Annotated in this window: 20 protein-coding genes and 2 pseudogenes; 11 read left to right on the top strand and 11 right to left on the bottom strand. The window is 69.8% G+C overall.

All coding sequences use genetic code 11. The features are described from left to right. The first annotated feature begins 1 nt into the window (after position 1). The 5 genes and pseudogenes from ACQP00_RS32840 to ACQP00_RS32820 all read left to right on the top strand — a co-directional run bounded on the left by ACQP00_RS32840 (position 2) and on the right by ACQP00_RS32820 (position 2,027). Positions 2 to 430, top strand: coding sequence for an NUDIX hydrolase (locus tag ACQP00_RS32840; RefSeq protein WP_433202710.1), 429 nt, complete (start codon positions 2 to 4; stop codon positions 428 to 430). Between the two features lie 38 nt (positions 431 to 468). Next, on the top strand, positions 469 to 624 hold the full coding sequence (locus ACQP00_RS32835) for a hypothetical protein (RefSeq protein WP_433202707.1): 156 nt from the start codon (positions 469 to 471) through the stop codon (positions 622 to 624). A gap of 295 nt (positions 625 to 919) precedes the next feature. After that, positions 920 to 1,234: pseudogene (locus ACQP00_RS32830) on the top strand (transposase); the annotation flags it as partial. Between the two features lie 59 nt (positions 1,235 to 1,293). After that, positions 1,294 to 1,806, top strand: coding sequence for a hypothetical protein (locus ACQP00_RS32825; RefSeq protein ID WP_433202704.1), 513 nt, complete (start codon positions 1,294 to 1,296; stop codon positions 1,804 to 1,806). After that, a complete protein-coding gene (locus ACQP00_RS32820) occupies positions 1,791 to 2,027 on the top strand; it encodes a hypothetical protein (protein ID WP_433202701.1) in 237 nt (78 codons plus the stop codon). Before ACQP00_RS32825 ends, ACQP00_RS32820 begins: the two co-directional genes overlap by 16 nt. 110 nt (positions 2,028 to 2,137) lie before the next feature. Here the strand turns inward: ACQP00_RS32820 and ACQP00_RS32815 are convergent, their stop codons facing one another. From ACQP00_RS32815 to ACQP00_RS32805, 3 genes and pseudogenes are all read right to left on the bottom strand, one after another. After that, on the bottom strand, positions 2,138 to 2,608 hold the full coding sequence (locus ACQP00_RS32815; protein WP_433202698.1) for a hypothetical protein: 471 nt from the start codon (positions 2,606 to 2,608) through the stop codon (positions 2,138 to 2,140). A gap of 82 nt (positions 2,609 to 2,690) precedes the next feature. Further along, complete coding sequence (locus ACQP00_RS32810) at positions 2,691 to 3,422, bottom strand: cold-shock protein (protein ID WP_433224073.1); 732 nt, start codon at positions 3,420 to 3,422, stop codon at positions 2,691 to 2,693. A gap of 30 nt (positions 3,423 to 3,452) precedes the next feature. Further along, positions 3,453 to 3,650 (bottom strand): annotated as a pseudogene (locus ACQP00_RS32805) (cold-shock protein); the annotation flags it as partial. A 672-nt stretch (positions 3,651 to 4,322) separates the two neighbouring features. Between ACQP00_RS32805 and ACQP00_RS32800 the strand changes: the two are divergent. Further along, complete coding sequence (locus ACQP00_RS32800) at positions 4,323 to 5,129, top strand: LLM class flavin-dependent oxidoreductase (protein WP_433202695.1); 807 nt, start codon at positions 4,323 to 4,325, stop codon at positions 5,127 to 5,129. A gap of 271 nt (positions 5,130 to 5,400) precedes the next feature. Here ACQP00_RS32800 and ACQP00_RS32795 read toward each other — a convergent pair whose 3' ends face one another. Then, positions 5,401 to 5,961 carry a DUF6000 family protein gene (locus tag ACQP00_RS32795; protein ID WP_433202692.1) on the bottom strand — a complete coding sequence of 187 codons (561 nt, stop codon included), beginning with the start codon at positions 5,959 to 5,961 and terminating at the stop codon, positions 5,401 to 5,403. Between the two features lie 30 nt (positions 5,962 to 5,991). Between ACQP00_RS32795 and ACQP00_RS32790 the strand changes: the two genes are divergently transcribed. Both ACQP00_RS32790 and ACQP00_RS32785 read left to right on the top strand, forming a co-directional pair. Beyond that, entirely contained in the window at positions 5,992 to 7,290 is a 1,299-nt protein-coding gene (locus tag ACQP00_RS32790) for an enolase C-terminal domain-like protein (protein WP_433202689.1), read from the top strand. Beyond that, positions 7,287 to 8,126, top strand: coding sequence for an NAD-dependent epimerase/dehydratase family protein (locus tag ACQP00_RS32785; protein WP_433202686.1), 840 nt, complete (start codon positions 7,287 to 7,289; stop codon positions 8,124 to 8,126). The genes ACQP00_RS32790 and ACQP00_RS32785 overlap by 4 nt, the downstream gene beginning before the upstream one ends. Here the strand turns inward: ACQP00_RS32785 and ACQP00_RS32780 are convergent. The 4 genes from ACQP00_RS32780 to ACQP00_RS32765 all read right to left on the bottom strand — a co-directional run bounded on the left by ACQP00_RS32780 (position 8,077) and on the right by ACQP00_RS32765 (position 10,578). Then, positions 8,077 to 8,697 carry a DUF2306 domain-containing protein gene (locus ACQP00_RS32780; RefSeq protein ID WP_433202683.1) on the bottom strand — a complete coding sequence of 207 codons (621 nt, stop codon included), beginning with the start codon at positions 8,695 to 8,697 and terminating at the stop codon, positions 8,077 to 8,079. The two genes, ACQP00_RS32785 and ACQP00_RS32780, sit on opposite strands and share 50 nt — an antisense overlap. A 79-nt stretch (positions 8,698 to 8,776) precedes the next feature. Further along, positions 8,777 to 9,583 carry an SAM-dependent methyltransferase gene (locus ACQP00_RS32775; RefSeq protein WP_433202680.1) on the bottom strand — a complete coding sequence of 269 codons (807 nt, stop codon included), beginning with the start codon at positions 9,581 to 9,583 and terminating at the stop codon, positions 8,777 to 8,779. 218 nt (positions 9,584 to 9,801) lie between these two features. Further along, positions 9,802 to 10,179 (bottom strand): hypothetical protein, encoded by a 378-nt coding sequence (locus tag ACQP00_RS32770; protein ID WP_433202677.1) that lies wholly within the window; start codon positions 10,177 to 10,179, stop codon positions 9,802 to 9,804. A 135-nt stretch (positions 10,180 to 10,314) separates the two neighbouring features. Continuing rightward, positions 10,315 to 10,578, bottom strand: a complete 264-nt coding sequence (locus ACQP00_RS32765; RefSeq protein ID WP_433202674.1) for a hypothetical protein — start codon at positions 10,576 to 10,578, stop codon at positions 10,315 to 10,317. Positions 10,579 to 11,467: 889 nt separating this feature from the next. Here ACQP00_RS32765 and ACQP00_RS32760 point away from each other — a divergent pair. Further along, positions 11,468 to 11,602, top strand: coding sequence for a hypothetical protein (locus ACQP00_RS32760; RefSeq protein WP_433202671.1), 135 nt, complete (start codon positions 11,468 to 11,470; stop codon positions 11,600 to 11,602). Between the two features lie 65 nt (positions 11,603 to 11,667). On the opposite strand, the gene ACQP00_RS32755 is transcribed toward ACQP00_RS32760, so the two are convergent. The 3 genes from ACQP00_RS32755 to ACQP00_RS32745 all read right to left on the bottom strand — a co-directional run bounded on the left by ACQP00_RS32755 (position 11,668) and on the right by ACQP00_RS32745 (position 13,785). Continuing rightward, positions 11,668 to 12,654 (bottom strand): hypothetical protein, encoded by a 987-nt coding sequence (locus ACQP00_RS32755; RefSeq protein ID WP_433202668.1) that lies wholly within the window; start codon positions 12,652 to 12,654, stop codon positions 11,668 to 11,670. A 166-nt stretch (positions 12,655 to 12,820) separates the two neighbouring features. Further along, positions 12,821 to 13,474 carry a nuclear transport factor 2 family protein gene (locus ACQP00_RS32750; protein ID WP_433202665.1) on the bottom strand — a complete coding sequence of 218 codons (654 nt, stop codon included), beginning with the start codon at positions 13,472 to 13,474 and terminating at the stop codon, positions 12,821 to 12,823. Between the two features lie 17 nt (positions 13,475 to 13,491). Continuing rightward, complete coding sequence (locus tag ACQP00_RS32745) at positions 13,492 to 13,785, bottom strand: hypothetical protein (protein WP_433202662.1); 294 nt, start codon at positions 13,783 to 13,785, stop codon at positions 13,492 to 13,494. A 41-nt stretch (positions 13,786 to 13,826) separates the two neighbouring features. Here ACQP00_RS32745 and ACQP00_RS32740 point away from each other — a divergent pair, with 41 nt between their 5' ends. Next, positions 13,827 to 14,348, top strand: a complete 522-nt coding sequence (locus ACQP00_RS32740; protein WP_433202659.1) for a DUF4240 domain-containing protein — start codon at positions 13,827 to 13,829, stop codon at positions 14,346 to 14,348. A 64-nt stretch (positions 14,349 to 14,412) separates the two neighbouring features. Then, the gene (locus ACQP00_RS32735; protein ID WP_433202656.1) at positions 14,413 to 16,308 is read left to right on the top strand and encodes an ABC transporter substrate-binding protein; all 1,896 of its coding nucleotides are present in this window, start codon (positions 14,413 to 14,415) and stop codon (positions 16,306 to 16,308) included. The last annotated feature ends 32 nt before the right edge of the window (positions 16,309 to 16,340 follow it).

Below are 16,340 nucleotides of genomic sequence, written 5' to 3'. Positions count from 1 at the left end.
CGTGAACGCGAATCCTGCGATCCGGCCGATCGCGCTGGCCGTGGTGCGCCGCGGTGACGCGATCCTGGTCTTCGAGGGCTGGGACGAGACCAAGCAGCAGACCTTCTACCGCCCGCTCGGCGGCGGCATCGAGTTCGGCGAACCGGCCGCCGACGCCGTGCGGCGGGAGTTGCGGGAGGAACTGGGCGTCGAGCTGTACAACGTCGAGCTGCTGGGCGTCCTGGAGAACATTTTCACGGCATTCGGCCGGCCGGGCCACGAGATCGTGTTCGTCTTCACGGCCGACGTGGTGGATGCGGCCATCTACACCGCGGAGGACCTCGGCGTCGTCCTCGACGAGGGCACTCCGGTGGTGTGGCAGCCGCTGACCCGCTTCGACGGGGAGGCCATCCTCTACCCGACGGGGCTGCTCGACCTGCTGAGGGCCTGAAAGTCGGGCCGGCCAGGTGCCTGCTGCTCGCCATCGGCTTGTTCCTGTACTTGCCGGCCGGGCTTCCGCTGGTCGCGGCGGCGTTGCCGAAGCCGGGGTGGTGCCCGCGTGGGAAGTTCGTGGCGGTGGGGGTCGCGCTCGCCGCGGTTCTGGTGCTGTACGTCAGGGTCGTCGGATACTGGTTCGGCTGGTGACAGGACGCCAGACGGCCGCGCCGTCCTGGCGGCCAAGGAACCTCACGGTGGTTAGTCTCGGCCCGTGGACGACAGCCTTCTTCGCAGGCTCCAGGCCGAACAGTCCCGGACCATTCTGGACCGCCTGATGCCGGCGTGAGCACCGCAAACGAGCCGTCGCCATGGCCGACCGACAAGCTGACCGCACTGCGCCTGGGACGTCGGTTGGTCACTGAGGTGGCCGCATCCGGGCCGGGCAGGCGAGCCTTCGTCGATATTCGCCCCGTCGCCACCACCGATGACCAGGCCGCAGCTGGTCGACTCGCGATGGTTCCGCGACGCTGGCGGACTGCGAAATGTCAGTAGTGCACAGCTTTCCGGCCGCTTTTTGTCGTTTGAGGAGCGGGAAGAGATCGCACTGCTGCGAACGCAGAAGGTCGGTGTCCGGCAGATCGCCCAGGCCCTGGGCAGATCACCGTCGACCATTTCGCGCGAGCTGCGTCGCAACGCGGCCACTCGCGGCGGCCGGCTGGAGTATCGGGCCATCAACGCGCAGTGGCATGCCGACCGCCGGGCCAGACGTCCGAAGACCGCGAAGCTCGTGCTGAACGAGCGGTTGCGTGACTATGTGCCATCGCCACGCCGCCGACGGTGACGCAATGTTCGACCGACTGTGCCTTCGTCAGCGTCGTGCTGCCAGACGACTGGTGCGTCAGCGCGGTCTGCGTGCCCGGGTTCCCCGACCCGTTCGGCTGGGGCGACACCAGCACGCCGCTGTGCTGGGTCATTCCGCAGCTGTGCGTGCTGATGGACTTCTTCAACTGGATGGGCGAGTGGAAGTGGCTCATTGCGTCCATCCTGACTGGCGTCCTGGTCTACTTCATGTGCCTCGAGCTCGCCGTGGCCTGTGCAGCGCTGGGCGTTGTGCTGGTCGGCGCAGTCGTCGCCGCGATCTTCGAGTGTCTCTGGGAGCATTCTCCCGACAGCTATGGCGAGTTCTTCGATAAGTGCTGGAAGACGGTCTTCTCCACGGCGCTCGGCACCGGAGCCGTCAGCATCCTCACGCTGCTGTTCGGATTCAGCATCAACCTCGGGGACCCGCCGAACCCGGGCAAGGAACTCATCGAGATGATGAAGACCCTGTGGGACACTCTGTTCGGCAAACGCGAGAAGCCTGAGGTACCTTCGTGCCCGGTACGCTGACGTCCCTGCGCCGGTGGTGCGGCCGGCGTGGGGTCCGCATCATCCTGGCGCTGCTCTGCCTGGCGGTCGGCGTGACGCTCGTCGTGCTGTCGGTGCCGGCCCGGCGGCATCTCGGCCTTCCCGATCCGATCGGACCGTTGCTCACCATCGCGATCATGGCCGGCACGATCCTCGGGGCGGGCGCTCTGGTCCGGCCCTACCTGACCCGGCCGTCCGACTGATCAACACCAACGGCCGTCGAGACCAGATCTCGACGGTGACCCGTACGCTGCCAGCATCGGCGACCGTCCGTACCGCCACCACAGAACCCGCAAATCCAACAACCTCGGCATCAGCCTGCCAGGCCGCGGCCGTCACGACCTCGAGATAGTCCTCGGTCTGGCAGTGCAGCAAATGTGTCGAACGGCGGCGACCCAACCTTCTCCACCATAAGGCGCCGCACCCGTTTGGTGTGGTCGTTGGTGGGCCGGCACCGGACGTGGACCACGGCGGACGGGTCCTTATGTAGGCGCCCTCTGCCTGCGGCGGCGACCAGCCTCCAGATGGCGCCGACCGCGGACACGTCACGCACGGCGAGGTCGTCCGGCACCGGCTGGCCGGCGATGACGAACAGGTCGCTTCGATGCAGGTCGAGGAGCGGTGCGAGTCGGCGCAGCAGCGATGGGTCAGGCTCGGCGCCGTCGCTGAGCGACGTGATCGCCGTTTCGGCGACGCCTGCTGCACGGGCGAGCGAGCCGACGTCGAGGCCGCGCAGCTCGGCCAGCCGCCGCATTTGCTCACCGAACACCGGCAAGTTCATCACCGTCTCACGATACGAACCACCAGCCCCGAATCAGCCACCTCCCACGCACGGATCGCGGCAGATGAGCATGTGTTCAGAGGTGTCAGAGGCGCTCCACGCGGTCGGCCTGCGGGCCCCGGTCGCTCTGACGCACCGTGTACCGGACCCGGTCGCCCTGCTGCAGCGGTTCCGACCCGGCGACCACGGATACGTGGACGAACAGGTCGTCGCCTCCGGTGTCCGGGGTGATGAACCCGAACCCGCGGTCGCCGTCGTAGCGTGCGACGACGCCGTGGCCCGCGCGTGCGGGCACGCCCCGTGACGGCGGCTTACTCCCGGCGGGTGGCGGCCCGGCCGGTGCCGGGCGTCGCGGTGGCGGCGCGGGCTCGGCCCCTCGGACCAGCTGCACGTCGCGGGCCTGTGGGCCCTTGTCGCCGCTGACCACCTCGTACGCCACGCGGTCGCCCTCTGCCAGCCAGGTGAGGCCCTCGGCCAGGGACCGGGCGTGGACGAAGACGTCCCCGGCGCCGGAGTCGGGAGCGATGAAGCCGAAGCCCTTGTCCTCGTCGTACCAGGAGACGGTTCCGTCCGCCCCGTCGGCACCGCCCGCCGTGGCCGACAGGCCGGCCCCAGGACCGAGCGGGATCACGTGCGCGGCCTGCAGGCCGCGCTCGCCCTCGACGACGACGAAGGCCACCCGCTGCCCGTCGCTGACCACGCCGCCGGTCACGATGGCCGAGCTGTGCACGAAGATGTCGGGGCCGCCGCCGTCCGGCGAAGCGAACCCGTACCCCTTGGCCGGCTCATACCAGTTGACCGTGCCGAGCAGGCCCACCGCACCGCCGGCGGCCTGCTCAGCGGTGACGCGCACGCGCAACGCCTGGGGACCGCGGTCGTTCTCGCCGGCCTCGAACTCGACGGCCTGGCCCTCACGGAGCACCTTCGAGCCGCCGTCCCCGACGATCTCGGAGGCGTGCACGAACACGTCTGGCGAGCCGTCGTCAGGCGCGAGGAAGCCGAACCCCCGTTCGGCGTCGAACCAGCGGACGATCCCGTGCGGCATAGAAAGCTCCAGGTCTTGAGAGCGGCATTGCTCCCAGTCTCGCTCACGGCGTCGTGCCCCGGACCACCGGGACCGGCCACGGTCAGTCGGTTGCAGGAGGTCGTAGGCGGCCAGGACACGGGTGGCGGTCGCGAACGACTCCGACCGGCTCCTCGCGCCGGCCCGCCGCGCGGCCGCTCGACGTGGCCGCTCGACGTGGCCGCTCGACGTGACCGACGATGCGTTCGACTCCGTGGCCGAGCGCGTCGTTGCCTGGTGGGCCCGCTCAGCGCCGACAGTGACCGGGCCAGACGCGCCGACACCGTGCCCGGCATGCCGCGCTGACCCGGACCAGTCCACCGACCCCCAGCACACGCTACTCAGCGTCTACTGCTGCGGTCATCCCGCCCCTACAACTACAAGGACCAGGACGAGACGTGACCAGCCCTCGATAACCAACGGCGCATTGACAGCGGCATGTGCGTGCATCCGATCAAGGCATCCGCAGGCCGTCATGCTCGGCCAGCGGCACGAGGACACCGGATCGCTAGGAACGGGCACCGTCGGTGTCGACTTGAGTTGCCCTCAGCATGATGTCTCCGTCGTGACGTCAACTTGTGCCGGCGGAGGTGTCGGATCCGGTTGGGGCTGTTCGTAGGTGGGTCAAAGAAGTCGCTGAGGAAGGTGGACGTCGTGGGTACAGCGTTGCGGTTCGGGGTTGTTGCTCCCATCGACAACGGGATGGGGGCCTGGCGGGATCAGGTTCGGGAGCTGGCCGACACCGGCTACTCGACGATCCTCATGCCCGACGTGCCGGAGTGGCAGCCGGCGCCCGGAGTGGTGTTGGCTGTCGCGGCCACGCTGACCGGCGCGCGGGTGGGGACCTGGGTCTACGCGGCGCCCGTGCGGCCGGCTTTCATCACGGCCTGGGAGGCGCACTCGCTCAGTGTGGTGACCGACGGGCGGTTCGAGATGGGGATCGGGACCGGGCGGCCCGGGATTGCGGATCAGCTGCGTCAGCTGGGATTGCCGGACGTGCCTGCAGGTCAGCGGGCGGAGCTCGTCCGGCAGGTCATCACGACGCTGCGGGAACTTGATGGCGAAGAGCTGCACACGCCAGTGGCGATGGCTGTCGGCGGACCCAAGGCACACGCGGTCGCGTCCGAGTTGGCGGACATCGTGAACTTTGTGATGCCGCACATCGAGACGCGCACGGAGACGGCGGAACGGGTGCGGGCATTCGACAACCGGCACGGGCTGGAGCTCTCGCTGCATGTGCCGGTCATCGGGGACGCCGTCGCGCCGTTCATGGCCGGGCCCGACACCGACATCGAAGCTGTTCGAGCGGCGGACTCGGTGTCGTACCTGCCGAGTGATCCCGGTGCGGCCAAAGAGGAGATCCTGCGGCGGCGGGAGGAGATGGGATTCACGTACTTCGTCTTCGGAGCAAGCGTCGCCGGGGCGCTCGCTCCGGTCGTCGCCGAGCTGGCGGGGCAATAGTACGGCGGGTGATCGCTACCGCCGCGCACCGGAACACAAAGCCTGGCTGAGCACTCGGCGGGCACATGCTGATCGTGTCGTCAGCCCTCGACATCCGCTCATCGGCAGATCCGGTAGCCGCCCGAGAGCTGGCAGCCGCTACTCAACGTAACTGCCACCCGTTGGCCAGAGAATTCAGCTGCACTTGCCGCTCACCGTTGTGGTCAAGCGGGCGTACCTGTCTTGCGCTGAGGCCGGTGAGCAAGAAATGCCTGGCCGGTCGGCGCGACCCTCACGCGATGGTGTTGCGCACGTTGGTGATGTGGTCCAGGCAGAACGTGAAGTCCGGCGGGTGGGAGACTGCGCCCGCCCAGCCGTCCCACGGCCCGCCCGTACCAAGAAACCGCTCAGCGTGCCCGGTGCCGAGCTGCCGGTCGAGGTGCACAAGCGCACCCATCGCCCAGTCCTGGTCGTACCGCAGCTCGGCCCGAGGCAGGTACCGCTCGAGGTACGCGATCAGGATCTCGGCGTCGCGCGGGGTGCCGAAGGCGGCCAGCGCGACGCAATACCCCTTTCCGCTGTAACAGACCTCGCTGGCCAGGAGGAGCTCGCCGAGTGTCTCCCGGAACTGCACACGCCGCCCGGTGGCGATCAGGTACGCGGCCACCAACCGTGGTCGCCAGTTTCCCATCCCACCGGGCTGCAACAGGAACGTGAGCTCCGCGTCGCTGATCTGCGCAGCGTCGTCGCGCATGCCCGAGCAGTCGCCGCCGAGAAGGTCCAGGTAGCGCGTGGCGACGTAGCGGCGGATGGTGCCGGTGCCCGGATCAGGAAGCGGCGGCGCGTAGTCCATGGAAGGCATCATGGTGCATAGACTGCGACGGTGACCGCTCCGCATGATCCAAACGCGCTGCTCGACGCCGACGGTGGGCTGCCCGAGGCGCGGCCCCCGTGGCCGGCCAGGGACAAGCTCCGCATCACGAAGGTGCGGCCGATCGTCACCGCGCCCGAGGGCCTCCCGCTCGTCGTGGTCAAGGTCGAAACCAGCGAACCCGGCCTGTACGGCCTGGGCTGTGCCACCTTCACCCAGCGTTACGCCGCCGTGGCGGCCGCCGTGGCCGAGCACGTCGGCCCGCTCGCGGTCGGCAGGCATCCCGCGGACATCGAGGACATCACGCGGACCGTGCACTTCTCGTCGTACTGGCGCAACGGCCCCGTCCTGAACAATGCGCTCTCCGGCCTCGACCAGGCCCTGTGGGACATCGCCGGGAAGCGGGCCGGCGTCCCCGTGTACGAGCTGCTCGGCGGCCGCGTCCGGGGCGGCGTCGAGGTGTACACCCACGCCTCCGGCGACACCACCGAGCAAGTACTCGACCAGGCCGAGCAGCACATCGCCAACGGCTACCGCAACATCCGCATCCAGCGCGCCGAACCGGGACTCGGCAGCTACGGCGCGGCCGGGACCGGCGGGCACTACCCCGGCTCGCCGAACCCCGACGGCTGGGACCCGGAGCGCTACCTGCGCGGCACCCCGTCGCTGTTCGAAAAGGCCCGGGAGCGGCTCGGGTTCGGGATCAACCTCATGCACGACGTGCACAGCCGGCTCACGCCGAAGCAGGCGATCGTGCTGGCCCGTGCGCTCGAACCGTACGGGCTGTCGTTCCTCGAGGACGTCATCCCGCCCGAGCATTACGATCGGCTGCCCGAGGTGCGGGCCGGGTCGCCGGTGCCGCTTGCGGTCGGGGAGCAGATCGGGTCGGTGCCTGACGCGGCGCGACTGATCCGGGACGGCGGGGTCGATCTGATCCGGCTGCACACGTCGGCGATCGGCGGGCTCACCCCGACCCGCAAGCTGGCCGCGCTCGCCGAGCTGTGCGGGGTGCGCACGGCGTTCCACTCGCCGGCCGACGTGTCGCCGGTCGGGGTGGCGGCCAACCTGGCCGTCGACATCTCCAGCCCGGCGTTCGGGTTCCAGGAGTCGCACGAGTACAACGAGGCCACCCACGAGGTGTTCCCCGGCTGCCCGGACGTGGTGAGCGGCTACATGTACCCCTCGGAACAGCCGGGCTGGGGCGTCGACCTCGACGAGGCGAAGGCCGCCCAGTTCCCGCCGACCAAGTTCCTCTTCGACCGCTGGGCCGCCGTCGTCCGCCGCCCCGACGGCGCGCTGGAGGCGCCGTGAAGGTCCTCGTCACCGGCGCGAGCGGCAACATCGGCCGCGCCGTGAGCGCCCGGTTGGCCGCAGAAAAAGCCGAAGTGCATGCGTTGGTACTGACTGAGCCTGCACCGGACACCGCCACCCACACGGTCGTGGGCGACGCCGGCGACCCCGAAACCGTACGCGCGGCGATCGCCGGCGGGGTCGACGCCGTCGTGCATCTGGCCGCGATTCCGAGCCCTGACCTCGGTACACCCGTGGAGGTCTTCGCCGGCAACACCCGGGCCACCTTCAACGTGCTGGAGGAGTGTGCGCGGGCCGGGGTGCGCCGGGCCGTGATCGCCAGCAGCTACTCGATCCTGGGGCTGCGGTTCGCGCCGCGCGTGCTGCATCCCGCGTACTACCCGATCGACGAGGCCACCCCGTTCCAGATCGAGGACGCGTACTCGCTGTCGAAGCAGGCCGACGAGGCCACGGCGGCGATGATGCACCGCCGGTACGGGATGGACGTCGTCGCGCTGCGCTTCCCGTACACGGCCGGCTGGGACGCGATCCGCCGCACCGCCGAGTCCTGCGAGCGCGACCCGGCGACGATGGCCGCGGACTCGTGGTCGTATTTGCACGTGGACGACGCCGCCGAGGCCGTCTGGCTGGCGCTGACCAAGGAACTGCAAGGCTTTCACGCGGTACTGCTGGCCGCGCCGACGACGATGGCGGCGGCGTCCACAGTGGAGCTGATCAGGCGGTACCATGGCGAAACCGAACTGCGGGAAGACATTCCCGGCAATCGGGCGCCGATCGACACCACGGCTATCGAGCGACTGCTGGGCTTCCGCGCGACGCGGACGCTCGGCGGATGAGCAGCTCGGCCACGATCAGGTTGACGATCCAGCCGAGGGTCTGCCCGACGGGGATCAGTGCCTTGGGGTCCGGCGCGCCGCCGAACGGGAGCTGGGTGAGGATCAGCAGCGGTACCAGCAGCCGGGCCGTCACGGCGAGCAACGTCAGCGCGTAGTTGCGCATCATCCACGCCCGGTGCGCGGTGAAGTCCCGCCGCCGGGCCGCGCGGTAGGCGAGCACGCCGGTGCCGAGCCACAGCACGGCGGCGGTGGTCAGGCCGACCTGGGTGAGCGGCCGCCCCGACCAGATCGCGACCGGAACCGTGGCGAGCGCCGACGGCAGCACCCCGCCGAGCAGATAGACCCGCCCGAGCACCCGATGCAGCCGCCGCCGCGCCCGCACCCGCGGCATGAACTGCAGCGGCCCCACCACGAGCGCGACCGCGGCCGTGAAGATGTGCACGACGAGCACGGCATAATGCAGTCCCGGTTGTACTGCGAGCCGGCTGTCGGCACTGTCCAGGCTCACGTACGGGAAGGTGAGCCCGACCGCGAACCCGACCGCCACGAGGAGCAGCAACTTCTGCTTCATGACGTCGATCATCGGCGGTCGGGCGGCGGTCGGTCGTCAGGCCGTGGGAGTCGTGGCCGTACGAAAATCTGCGTACGTGTCAGGGTTTGCGGGCGACCCCGCAGTACTCCGACGCCGGGGTCTCGTCGTTGCCGTCGGGCCGCCACTGCGAGCAGGTGACGACGCCGGGTTCGAGCAGTTCGAGGCCCTCGAAGTACAGCTCGATCTGCTTCGGCGTGCGCACCGCCATCGGCGCCGCCCCGCTGCTGTTCCACATCTCCACCGCCCGGTCGACAGCGGCCGCGTTGACCTCCCGGGTCGGATGCGACATGACGAGATAACTGCCGGACGGCAACGCGTCGACGAGCGTGCGCACGATCGCGGCCGCCTGCTCGTCGTCGGGCACGAAGTTGACGATGCCGAGCAGCATCAACGCGATCGGCCGCTCGAAGTCCAGCGTACGGCGCGCCGCGTCCAGGATCGCCGCCGGCTCCCGCACATCGGCGTCGATGTAGTCGGTCGCGCCTTCCGGGGTACCGACGAGCAAAGCCCGGGCATGCACCAGCACCATCGGATCGTTGTCGGCGTAGACGACCCGGCTGTCGGGCGCGACCCGCTGCGCGACCTCGTGCGTGTTGTCCGCGGTCGGCAGCCCGGTCCCGATGTCCAGGAACTGCCGGATCCCCGCCTCCCCGGCGAGGTGCCGCACGGCCCGCCCGAGAAACTGCCGGTTGAACCGCGCCGATTGCACCAGCTCCGGCATGTACGCTAGCACTTCCTCAGCCGCCGCCCGATCGGCCGCGAAGTTGTCCTTCCCGCCGAGCAGGTAGTTCCACAACCGCGCCGAGTGCGCAACGCTGGTGTCAAGCTTCGCAAGCAACCCGTCACGCGTGGTCGGTGCGTCCATCCTTGGACCCCTCTGCCGCATCGATTTTGTGAGCCAGGTTACACCGCCCCGCAAACGCCACGAAACCGCGACTCCGGAACCCAGGTTGGCCGCTTTCGCTTGATCGTTGTCGGTGAGTTCGGGACCCATCTTGGTGAGCGCCGGATTGATCAGAACGGTGGGCCGAAGCCTCGGGTGGGTCCAGGTCCCGAGCTCGCCCCGGACCGACGGCCGTGCGGCTACTGCGGATCGGCGGTTTGCCACGGTTGAAGGAATTGCTCTGGCCGAAGTCCCCAAGCCTGCAGCGCTTCGGTGAGCGCGCGCTCACCGACGACAGAGGCGGCCTTCACGAGGACCGCGCCGATGTCGTAGTCGAAGCCGTCGATCCGGTCGGCGTCGTAGTCCCAGTGCTTCAACTGGAAGGTGCGCTCACGTTCAGCCCCGGTCCGGCCCTCCCGGCCGGCGGCCTGGTCATCGGTGGTGCCGACGAGGCGAATATCGACGAAGGCTCGCCTGCCCGGCCCGGACCCGGCCACCTCGGTGACCAACCGACGTCCCAGGCGCAGTGCGGTCAGCTTGTCGGTCGGCCATGGCGACGGCTCGTTTGCGGTGCTCACGCGGGCATCAGGCGGTTCAGGATGGTCCGGGCCTGTTCGGCCTGGAGCCTGCGAAGAAGGCTGTCGTCCACGGGCCGAGACTAACCACCGTGAGGTTCCTTGGCCGCCAGGACTGCGCGGCCGTCTGGCGTCCTGTCACCAGTCGAACCAGTATCCGACGACCCTGACGTACAGCACCAGAACCGCAGCGAGCGCGACCCCCACCGCCACGAACTTCGCGCGCGGGCACCACCCCGGCTTCGGCAACGCGGCCGCGACCAGCGGAAGTGCGGCCGGCAAGTACAGGAACAAGCCGATGTGGCCCACGCACATCGCCATCAGCACCAGCACGACGGCGAGCAGCAGGCACATGGCGCGGAACTCCAGCTGGTCCCAGATCGCCAGCGGCACCGCCGTCATCGCCACAGCGACGACATACAGCGGGATCGTGCCTGCCCGATCCCTCCTGGGTTAGCGACCAACGGGCCAGCCACTCCGGAACCGTGCTCATCAACTCGTACATGCCGTCGTCCAGCACGAACGTCCGCACGAACAGCCCGTACGAACCGGGATGATTCACGTACGGGCGTTGCAGGATCAACGACGCAACACTTCCGCCGGGCAGTGCATCGTAGGAATCCGCGACCAGGCACGGCCAGTCGTAGTCCAGCTCCCGATGCTTGGGCAGTTCGGCGGAGAGCCCGAGATGGAACCGCAACTCAGCCAGGAAACTCGCCGGCACGTCGGGACGGAGGCGCAGCGTCAACATCCACTCGTAGTGCAAACTCACGGCTACTCCTTCCGTCCGCCGGATGTGCACGATCACGGTAGCCGCTACCGACACCCGCATCTGCCGCGGCGGGAGTGCTGGTGTTCATCGAGGCTGGTGACGCACCGTAGTACATGGCTGCGTTTCCTGTCTCCAGCTCCCGTCTCGAGCCTCCGCGTGAGCTTGTCTTGCGGGGCGCGGTGGCGGCCTCCCTCGGTCGCAAGCGCGGCCTGACCCGCCAGCACAGCGTGGCCTACTCGGGCTACGGATCTTCGAAGCCTGCGGCTCCAACATCACCGACCCCGGCGAAGAACACGGCCACCGCGTCCTGCGCGTGCGCGGCAAAGGCGGCAAAGTCGTCCTGATCCCGCTACCACCCGCGGTGGCCCGGGCGATCGAACGCGCCATCGGCGAACGCGTCGAACAGACCGATCCTGCGCAACATGCTCGGCGGTCGCATGGACCCGCCACGCCGCGTCCCGGCGACTCCGGCACCTGGCCGCTGCCGCCGGCGTGCGGATGCCCCGGATGCACCCACACATGCTCCGCCACACATTCGTCACGACCATGCTCGACGCCGACCCCCGCACCACCATGCGCTACGACCGAGCCCGCAACAACCTCGACCGCCATCCCAACAACATCCTCGCCGCCTATATGGCCTCCGGAACCTGACCTTGGTGCACGACCATGCCGAAGTGAGTGCGGTTCGGAGGCCGATCAGCCATGCGGCGGGCCCGTCACTGCATAGCGGTGGCCGGTGCGTGGTTGAAGGACTCGGGGCAGCGGAAGGCGTAAAGCGAGTAGCCCCGGCCGATCTGCACGCCCACGGTGTCCGGGGAGGCGTCAGGGTCCTCCTCCATCGGGCGCCAGCTGCAGTCCATGCCGTTCCAGTCGGTGGAGGCGGCGGTGAATGTCAACGTCATGGCGGTGCCGCAGGCCGAACAATGCATCGGGTATGGGTCGGTCAGCGACCAGTTCGCGTACCCGCCAACCTTCCATCCGGGTGCCAGCGACAGGTCGCTCTGGTAAGAGGCACCCCGTTCCTCGTCCTCGTCCCACTCGTCGAGCCGTTCACGCAGTTCGTCGGGGAGCAGGTCGGCATACTGATATTCGCGGACCTGCTCGGGGCACACCACGCACGGGACCGGCAGATACATGTCACTGATCACCGGCGGCTCGGGCGGCGCTTCGAGGAGCGGGCCGACGGCGGAGCTGTCACGCCAGTAGAAGAAGACGCGAGGGCTGTAGTGCCGGTCCGAATGGTCCACCGGGCACCACAGCACCTGGAGAAGGTCGGTGCCGGCGGGACCGGCATAGTCCGGGATGTCGCGGCGGTACAGCTGCGCGATCGGGACCAGCGGGATCGGATCCTGGATCAGGTCGTCCAGGTTGAGGGCGTCGGCGGCATCGACTTCGGCCCGTTCCTCGGCGGTCAGGAATTCCCCGCCCGGCAGCGGCGTCCTGGCGTTCGCGGTCGCGAGGATCTCCCGCCGGCGGCGCTCGACGGCCGGGGTGGTCAAGTTGTACGGCTCGTGTGCCCCGGCGTCGTCGCAGACCGGCCAATCCTCGCCGGTCGGCCACAGCAACGGTCCACCGACCGAGCTGTCCATGACGGTCGGCGTGCCGGGCCGGGGATGCAGGCGGGTGGCAGTGGTCGAGTGTTCCCTCAGTTCGGGGAACAGCTTGGTGACGTCCAGGGGACGCGGGGGTGTGGTGCGGACCATAGCAGTGGATCGTAAAGCCCCGCTTCAGCGCAAGAATCGGTCGTACTACCGCGCGGCCTCGCTAGTGGTCCAATACTCGCGAACACAAGAGCCGGACGCCGACAGGTGGGTCCCGAAGTCGCGAACGAAGCCAGGGGAGGGTCCAACCGGCGGACGGCGCCCGTGCTCAGGCGTTCGGGAGTTCCCCGTAGTACGAGGTGATCGTCGTCAGCGCCCCATCCTGGAACTCGTAAATGTCGCACGACGCCACCACCGCCGTATCCCCGTCCGGGGCGGTGTAACGAGCGACCGAGTCCACGACGGCCCGGCTGGCATCGCCGACGGCCACGAACCGGGTGTACTCCGTCGTGGTCTCGGTCAAGCCCGCCAGCGTCGCCTCGCACGCGGCGATGACGGCGTCGCGCCCGCGCAGAATGTTCCCGCCCAGGATGTTCCAGGTGACGTCCGGGGCCAGGAACGGGTACGCGTCCGCGAAGCGGTGCCGGGAGAACGCCTCCGCCACCGTGCGGGGGTCGGTGCCGTGCGGGCTGACCTCGTAGTGGGTCAGGGTGGACTGGCCGATCAGGTACCGCTCGTCCTTCGGGTACAGCACGATGTGCTCGACGTCGTCGCCGGCGAAGCGGCGGATGTCGGCCCAGCCGTCCCACATGGTGAAGGCGAGAATCTCGGCGGTGCCGTCGCCCAGGTCGCGGGTCAGGATCTCGGCGGCGCGGTTGCCGGGTGTGCGGCGGTACTGCACGACCCCCGTCTCGTCGACGTAGCGCGCGTATTCGGCCACGACGTTCGCGGGGACGACACCACGCCAGATCCGGGCAATCACCGTTGGTCCTCCCTAGGTCAGAGGGCCGAGTCTATGCCGTCCCAGCGGCCGGCGTCGGTGCCCCAGCCGGATGGGGCGGCCGAGCGGGCATCGTCCGGGGACACCGGGGCGCGGACCTTCACGACCGGGACGTCGAACGGGAACTCCACGTCGGTGCCGTCCGCGAACGACACCGTTGCGTGGGTGTCCGGGCCGGCCGGGTGGTTGTCCATCCACTGGACGTGCACGACCTCGGAAGTCACCGAGCCGTCCGGGCGTACCAGTGCGAAGCCCTCGAGGTCGCCCTGGGCGACGTCCGGCACGAAAGTCACGTGGTCATTCTGTACCGCCGGCACGGGCTACAGTCGCGGGCGTGGAGATCGCGCGGTGGTGGGAGTTGGTCGGCGGGGCCCTCGACGAGGGGGGCGAGCCGCGGCCCGAAGTGGTCCTGGCGCGGCTCCGGCAGCTGCCGAAAGACGAGATTCTGGCGTTCGAGCGGCACTATTCGGAAAAGCTGCGGCAGTCGTACCTCCACCCGCTCTGGGCCGCCGCCTACCTCATCGAGGGTGGGTGCGGCGACGACGGGTTCCGGGACTTCCGGGCCGGGCTGATCATGCAGGGGCGCGCGGCGTTCGAGGGTGCGGTCGAGGATCCCGACTCGCTCGCCGGGCTGCCGATCGTGCGGCGCATGGCGGAGGACGAGGGGTGGCTCGGGTGCGAGGGGCTGCACTATGTGGCCCGCAACGCGTACGGCGATCCGGCGGCCTTCGACGCCGCGCTCGACGATTTGCGGCGGGCGCCGGGACCCGCGGGCGGTGAGCGGTGGGACGTCGAGGACGAGGACGCGAACCGGCTGCACCTGCCGCGGCTGGCCGCCATGTTCCAAGACGTGTAGCCGACAGCGTTCTGGCGGGGCGGCGGTATCGTCGTGATCCGCTGAGGAAGCTGGTGGAGCGGTCATGATCGGTCCGTGGGTGGTGGGGCTGGCCGTGGCTGTCGCCATCGCCGGCGGGTACGCGATATGGCGTTTCTGGTCCACCGTGCGGTTCGCGCGAGCGGCGAAGCCCGACACCGCGCCGCAGAACGCCGACGTGCTGATCAAGCGGGCCGAGGCGGCCGTGGCGAAGCTGCGCGAGCAGACCGGCGCGCCGCGCGACGAGGTGCTGCGCGGTCAGATCGAGGACGTCGACGACCACGCCGCCGAGGTGCTTGCCGATCTGCGCCGGTTCGCCGGGCAGGCCAGGACGCTCGAACGGGCGCTGCACGACATTCCCGTCGAGCGGTTGCGCGGCGAGCTGGCCGCGACGCGCACGCAGCGCGACGGGGCCGGTGACGCCGGGCTCCGGGCCGAGCTCGACCGGTCGCTGCACGCGCTCGAAGAGCAACTGGCGGTGGCGAACCGGCTCGACACCAGCCGCCGGACGCTGCTGGCGCGGATCGAGGCGGCGGTGTTCGACCTCGAAGGGCTCTCGGTCCGGGTCACCGAGATCGTCGTCATGCACGACGCGGCCGGCGCCGGCGACACCGAGGGCCGGCTCGCCGACCTCACCGGTGATCTGGAGGGGCTGCGCCGCGGGCTGGCCGAGGCGCGCGGGCTGTCCGACGCCGTTCTCGGCAACCCCGAAACCGCCGCAATTGTACCGCCTGTGCCCCCACCCCCCACCGCGAAGTCACCGGTCCGCAAGCCGCCCGGCCGCGCGCGCTGGGATCTCGTCGCGGTCGCCGTCGTCGTGGTGCTCGCGGCGACCTGCCTCGCCGCCGACTTCATCCCGCACGGCTCCGGGCCGGCGGTGTCCGCGACCGCCGACGCGCACGAGTGCCCGCAGACCCTGGCGTTCATGGGCGAGCTGACCGGCGACGACGCCGGGGACGGGCCGGGTGAGCTGGAGGCGGTGGAGCTGGCGGTGGCGCAGGACAATGCGGCGCACGGCGGCGACTGCACCGTACACCTGCAGGAATTCGACACCGCGGTGACCGGCGACGCCGCCTCGACGGCCACGGTGATCACCGCCGATCCGTCGGTCGTCGCCGTGGTCGGGCCCACCTACGGCGGCGAGGTCACCGACGCGCTGCCGGTGTTCGAGCCCGCCGGCCTGGCCGTGATCAGCCCCTCCGCCAGCGACTCGGTGCTGACCACCAAGGGCTGGACGGTGTTCCACCGCACGCTGCCGAGCGACGACGACCAGGCCGACGCCGCGGCGCGGTACCTGCGCGACACCCTCAAGGCGAAGCACGTCTTCGTGGTCGCCGACGACACCGCGTTCGGCATCGACGTCGCGGCCCGCGTGACGGCCACGCTGGGCGCCGTCGCCGGGCACGCCGACGTCGCCGAGGACACCACCGACTGGTCGCCGGTCGTGGACCGGATCCGCCGCAGCGGCGCCGACGCGGTGTACTTCGGCGGCTGGGCCGACGACACCGCCCCGTTCGTCCAGCGCCTGCGGGCCGTGCTGCCGAAGCTCCCGCTCGTCAGCGGCGACAAGCTGATCACCGAGACGTTCCGCAAGGCGGCCGGGGACGCGGGCCACGGCACGTACGCGACCTGCCCCTGCGTCCCCGTCAGCCAGGGCCTCGACGTGTTCCGCGCCCAGTTCAAGGCCCGTTTCGGCGGCCACCCCCCGGAGTACTACGCCCCGGAGGCCTACGACGCGGCCGAGATCGCCCTGGCCGGCCTGCGCGCGGGTCGCACCAGCCGCCCGGCGATGCTGCAGTTCGTGAACGGATGGGACCACGACGGCCTGGGCCGCCACATCGCGTTCGCCAAGGACGGGGGACTGGCCGGCCCCGCGCTGAACGTGTGGGCCTACCGGTCCGGCGACGACGGATACTTCGTCCCGAAGGTCGCGGTCCCCTGAGCCGGGGCTCGTTGCAGCTGCCGTGCTGCTGC

Source organism: Dactylosporangium sp. CS-047395, assembly GCF_050942185.1.
In the GTDB taxonomy this organism is placed as follows: Bacteria; Actinomycetota; Actinomycetes; order Mycobacteriales; family Micromonosporaceae; genus Dactylosporangium.
This window is presented reverse-complemented; position numbering and strand designations above follow the sequence as displayed.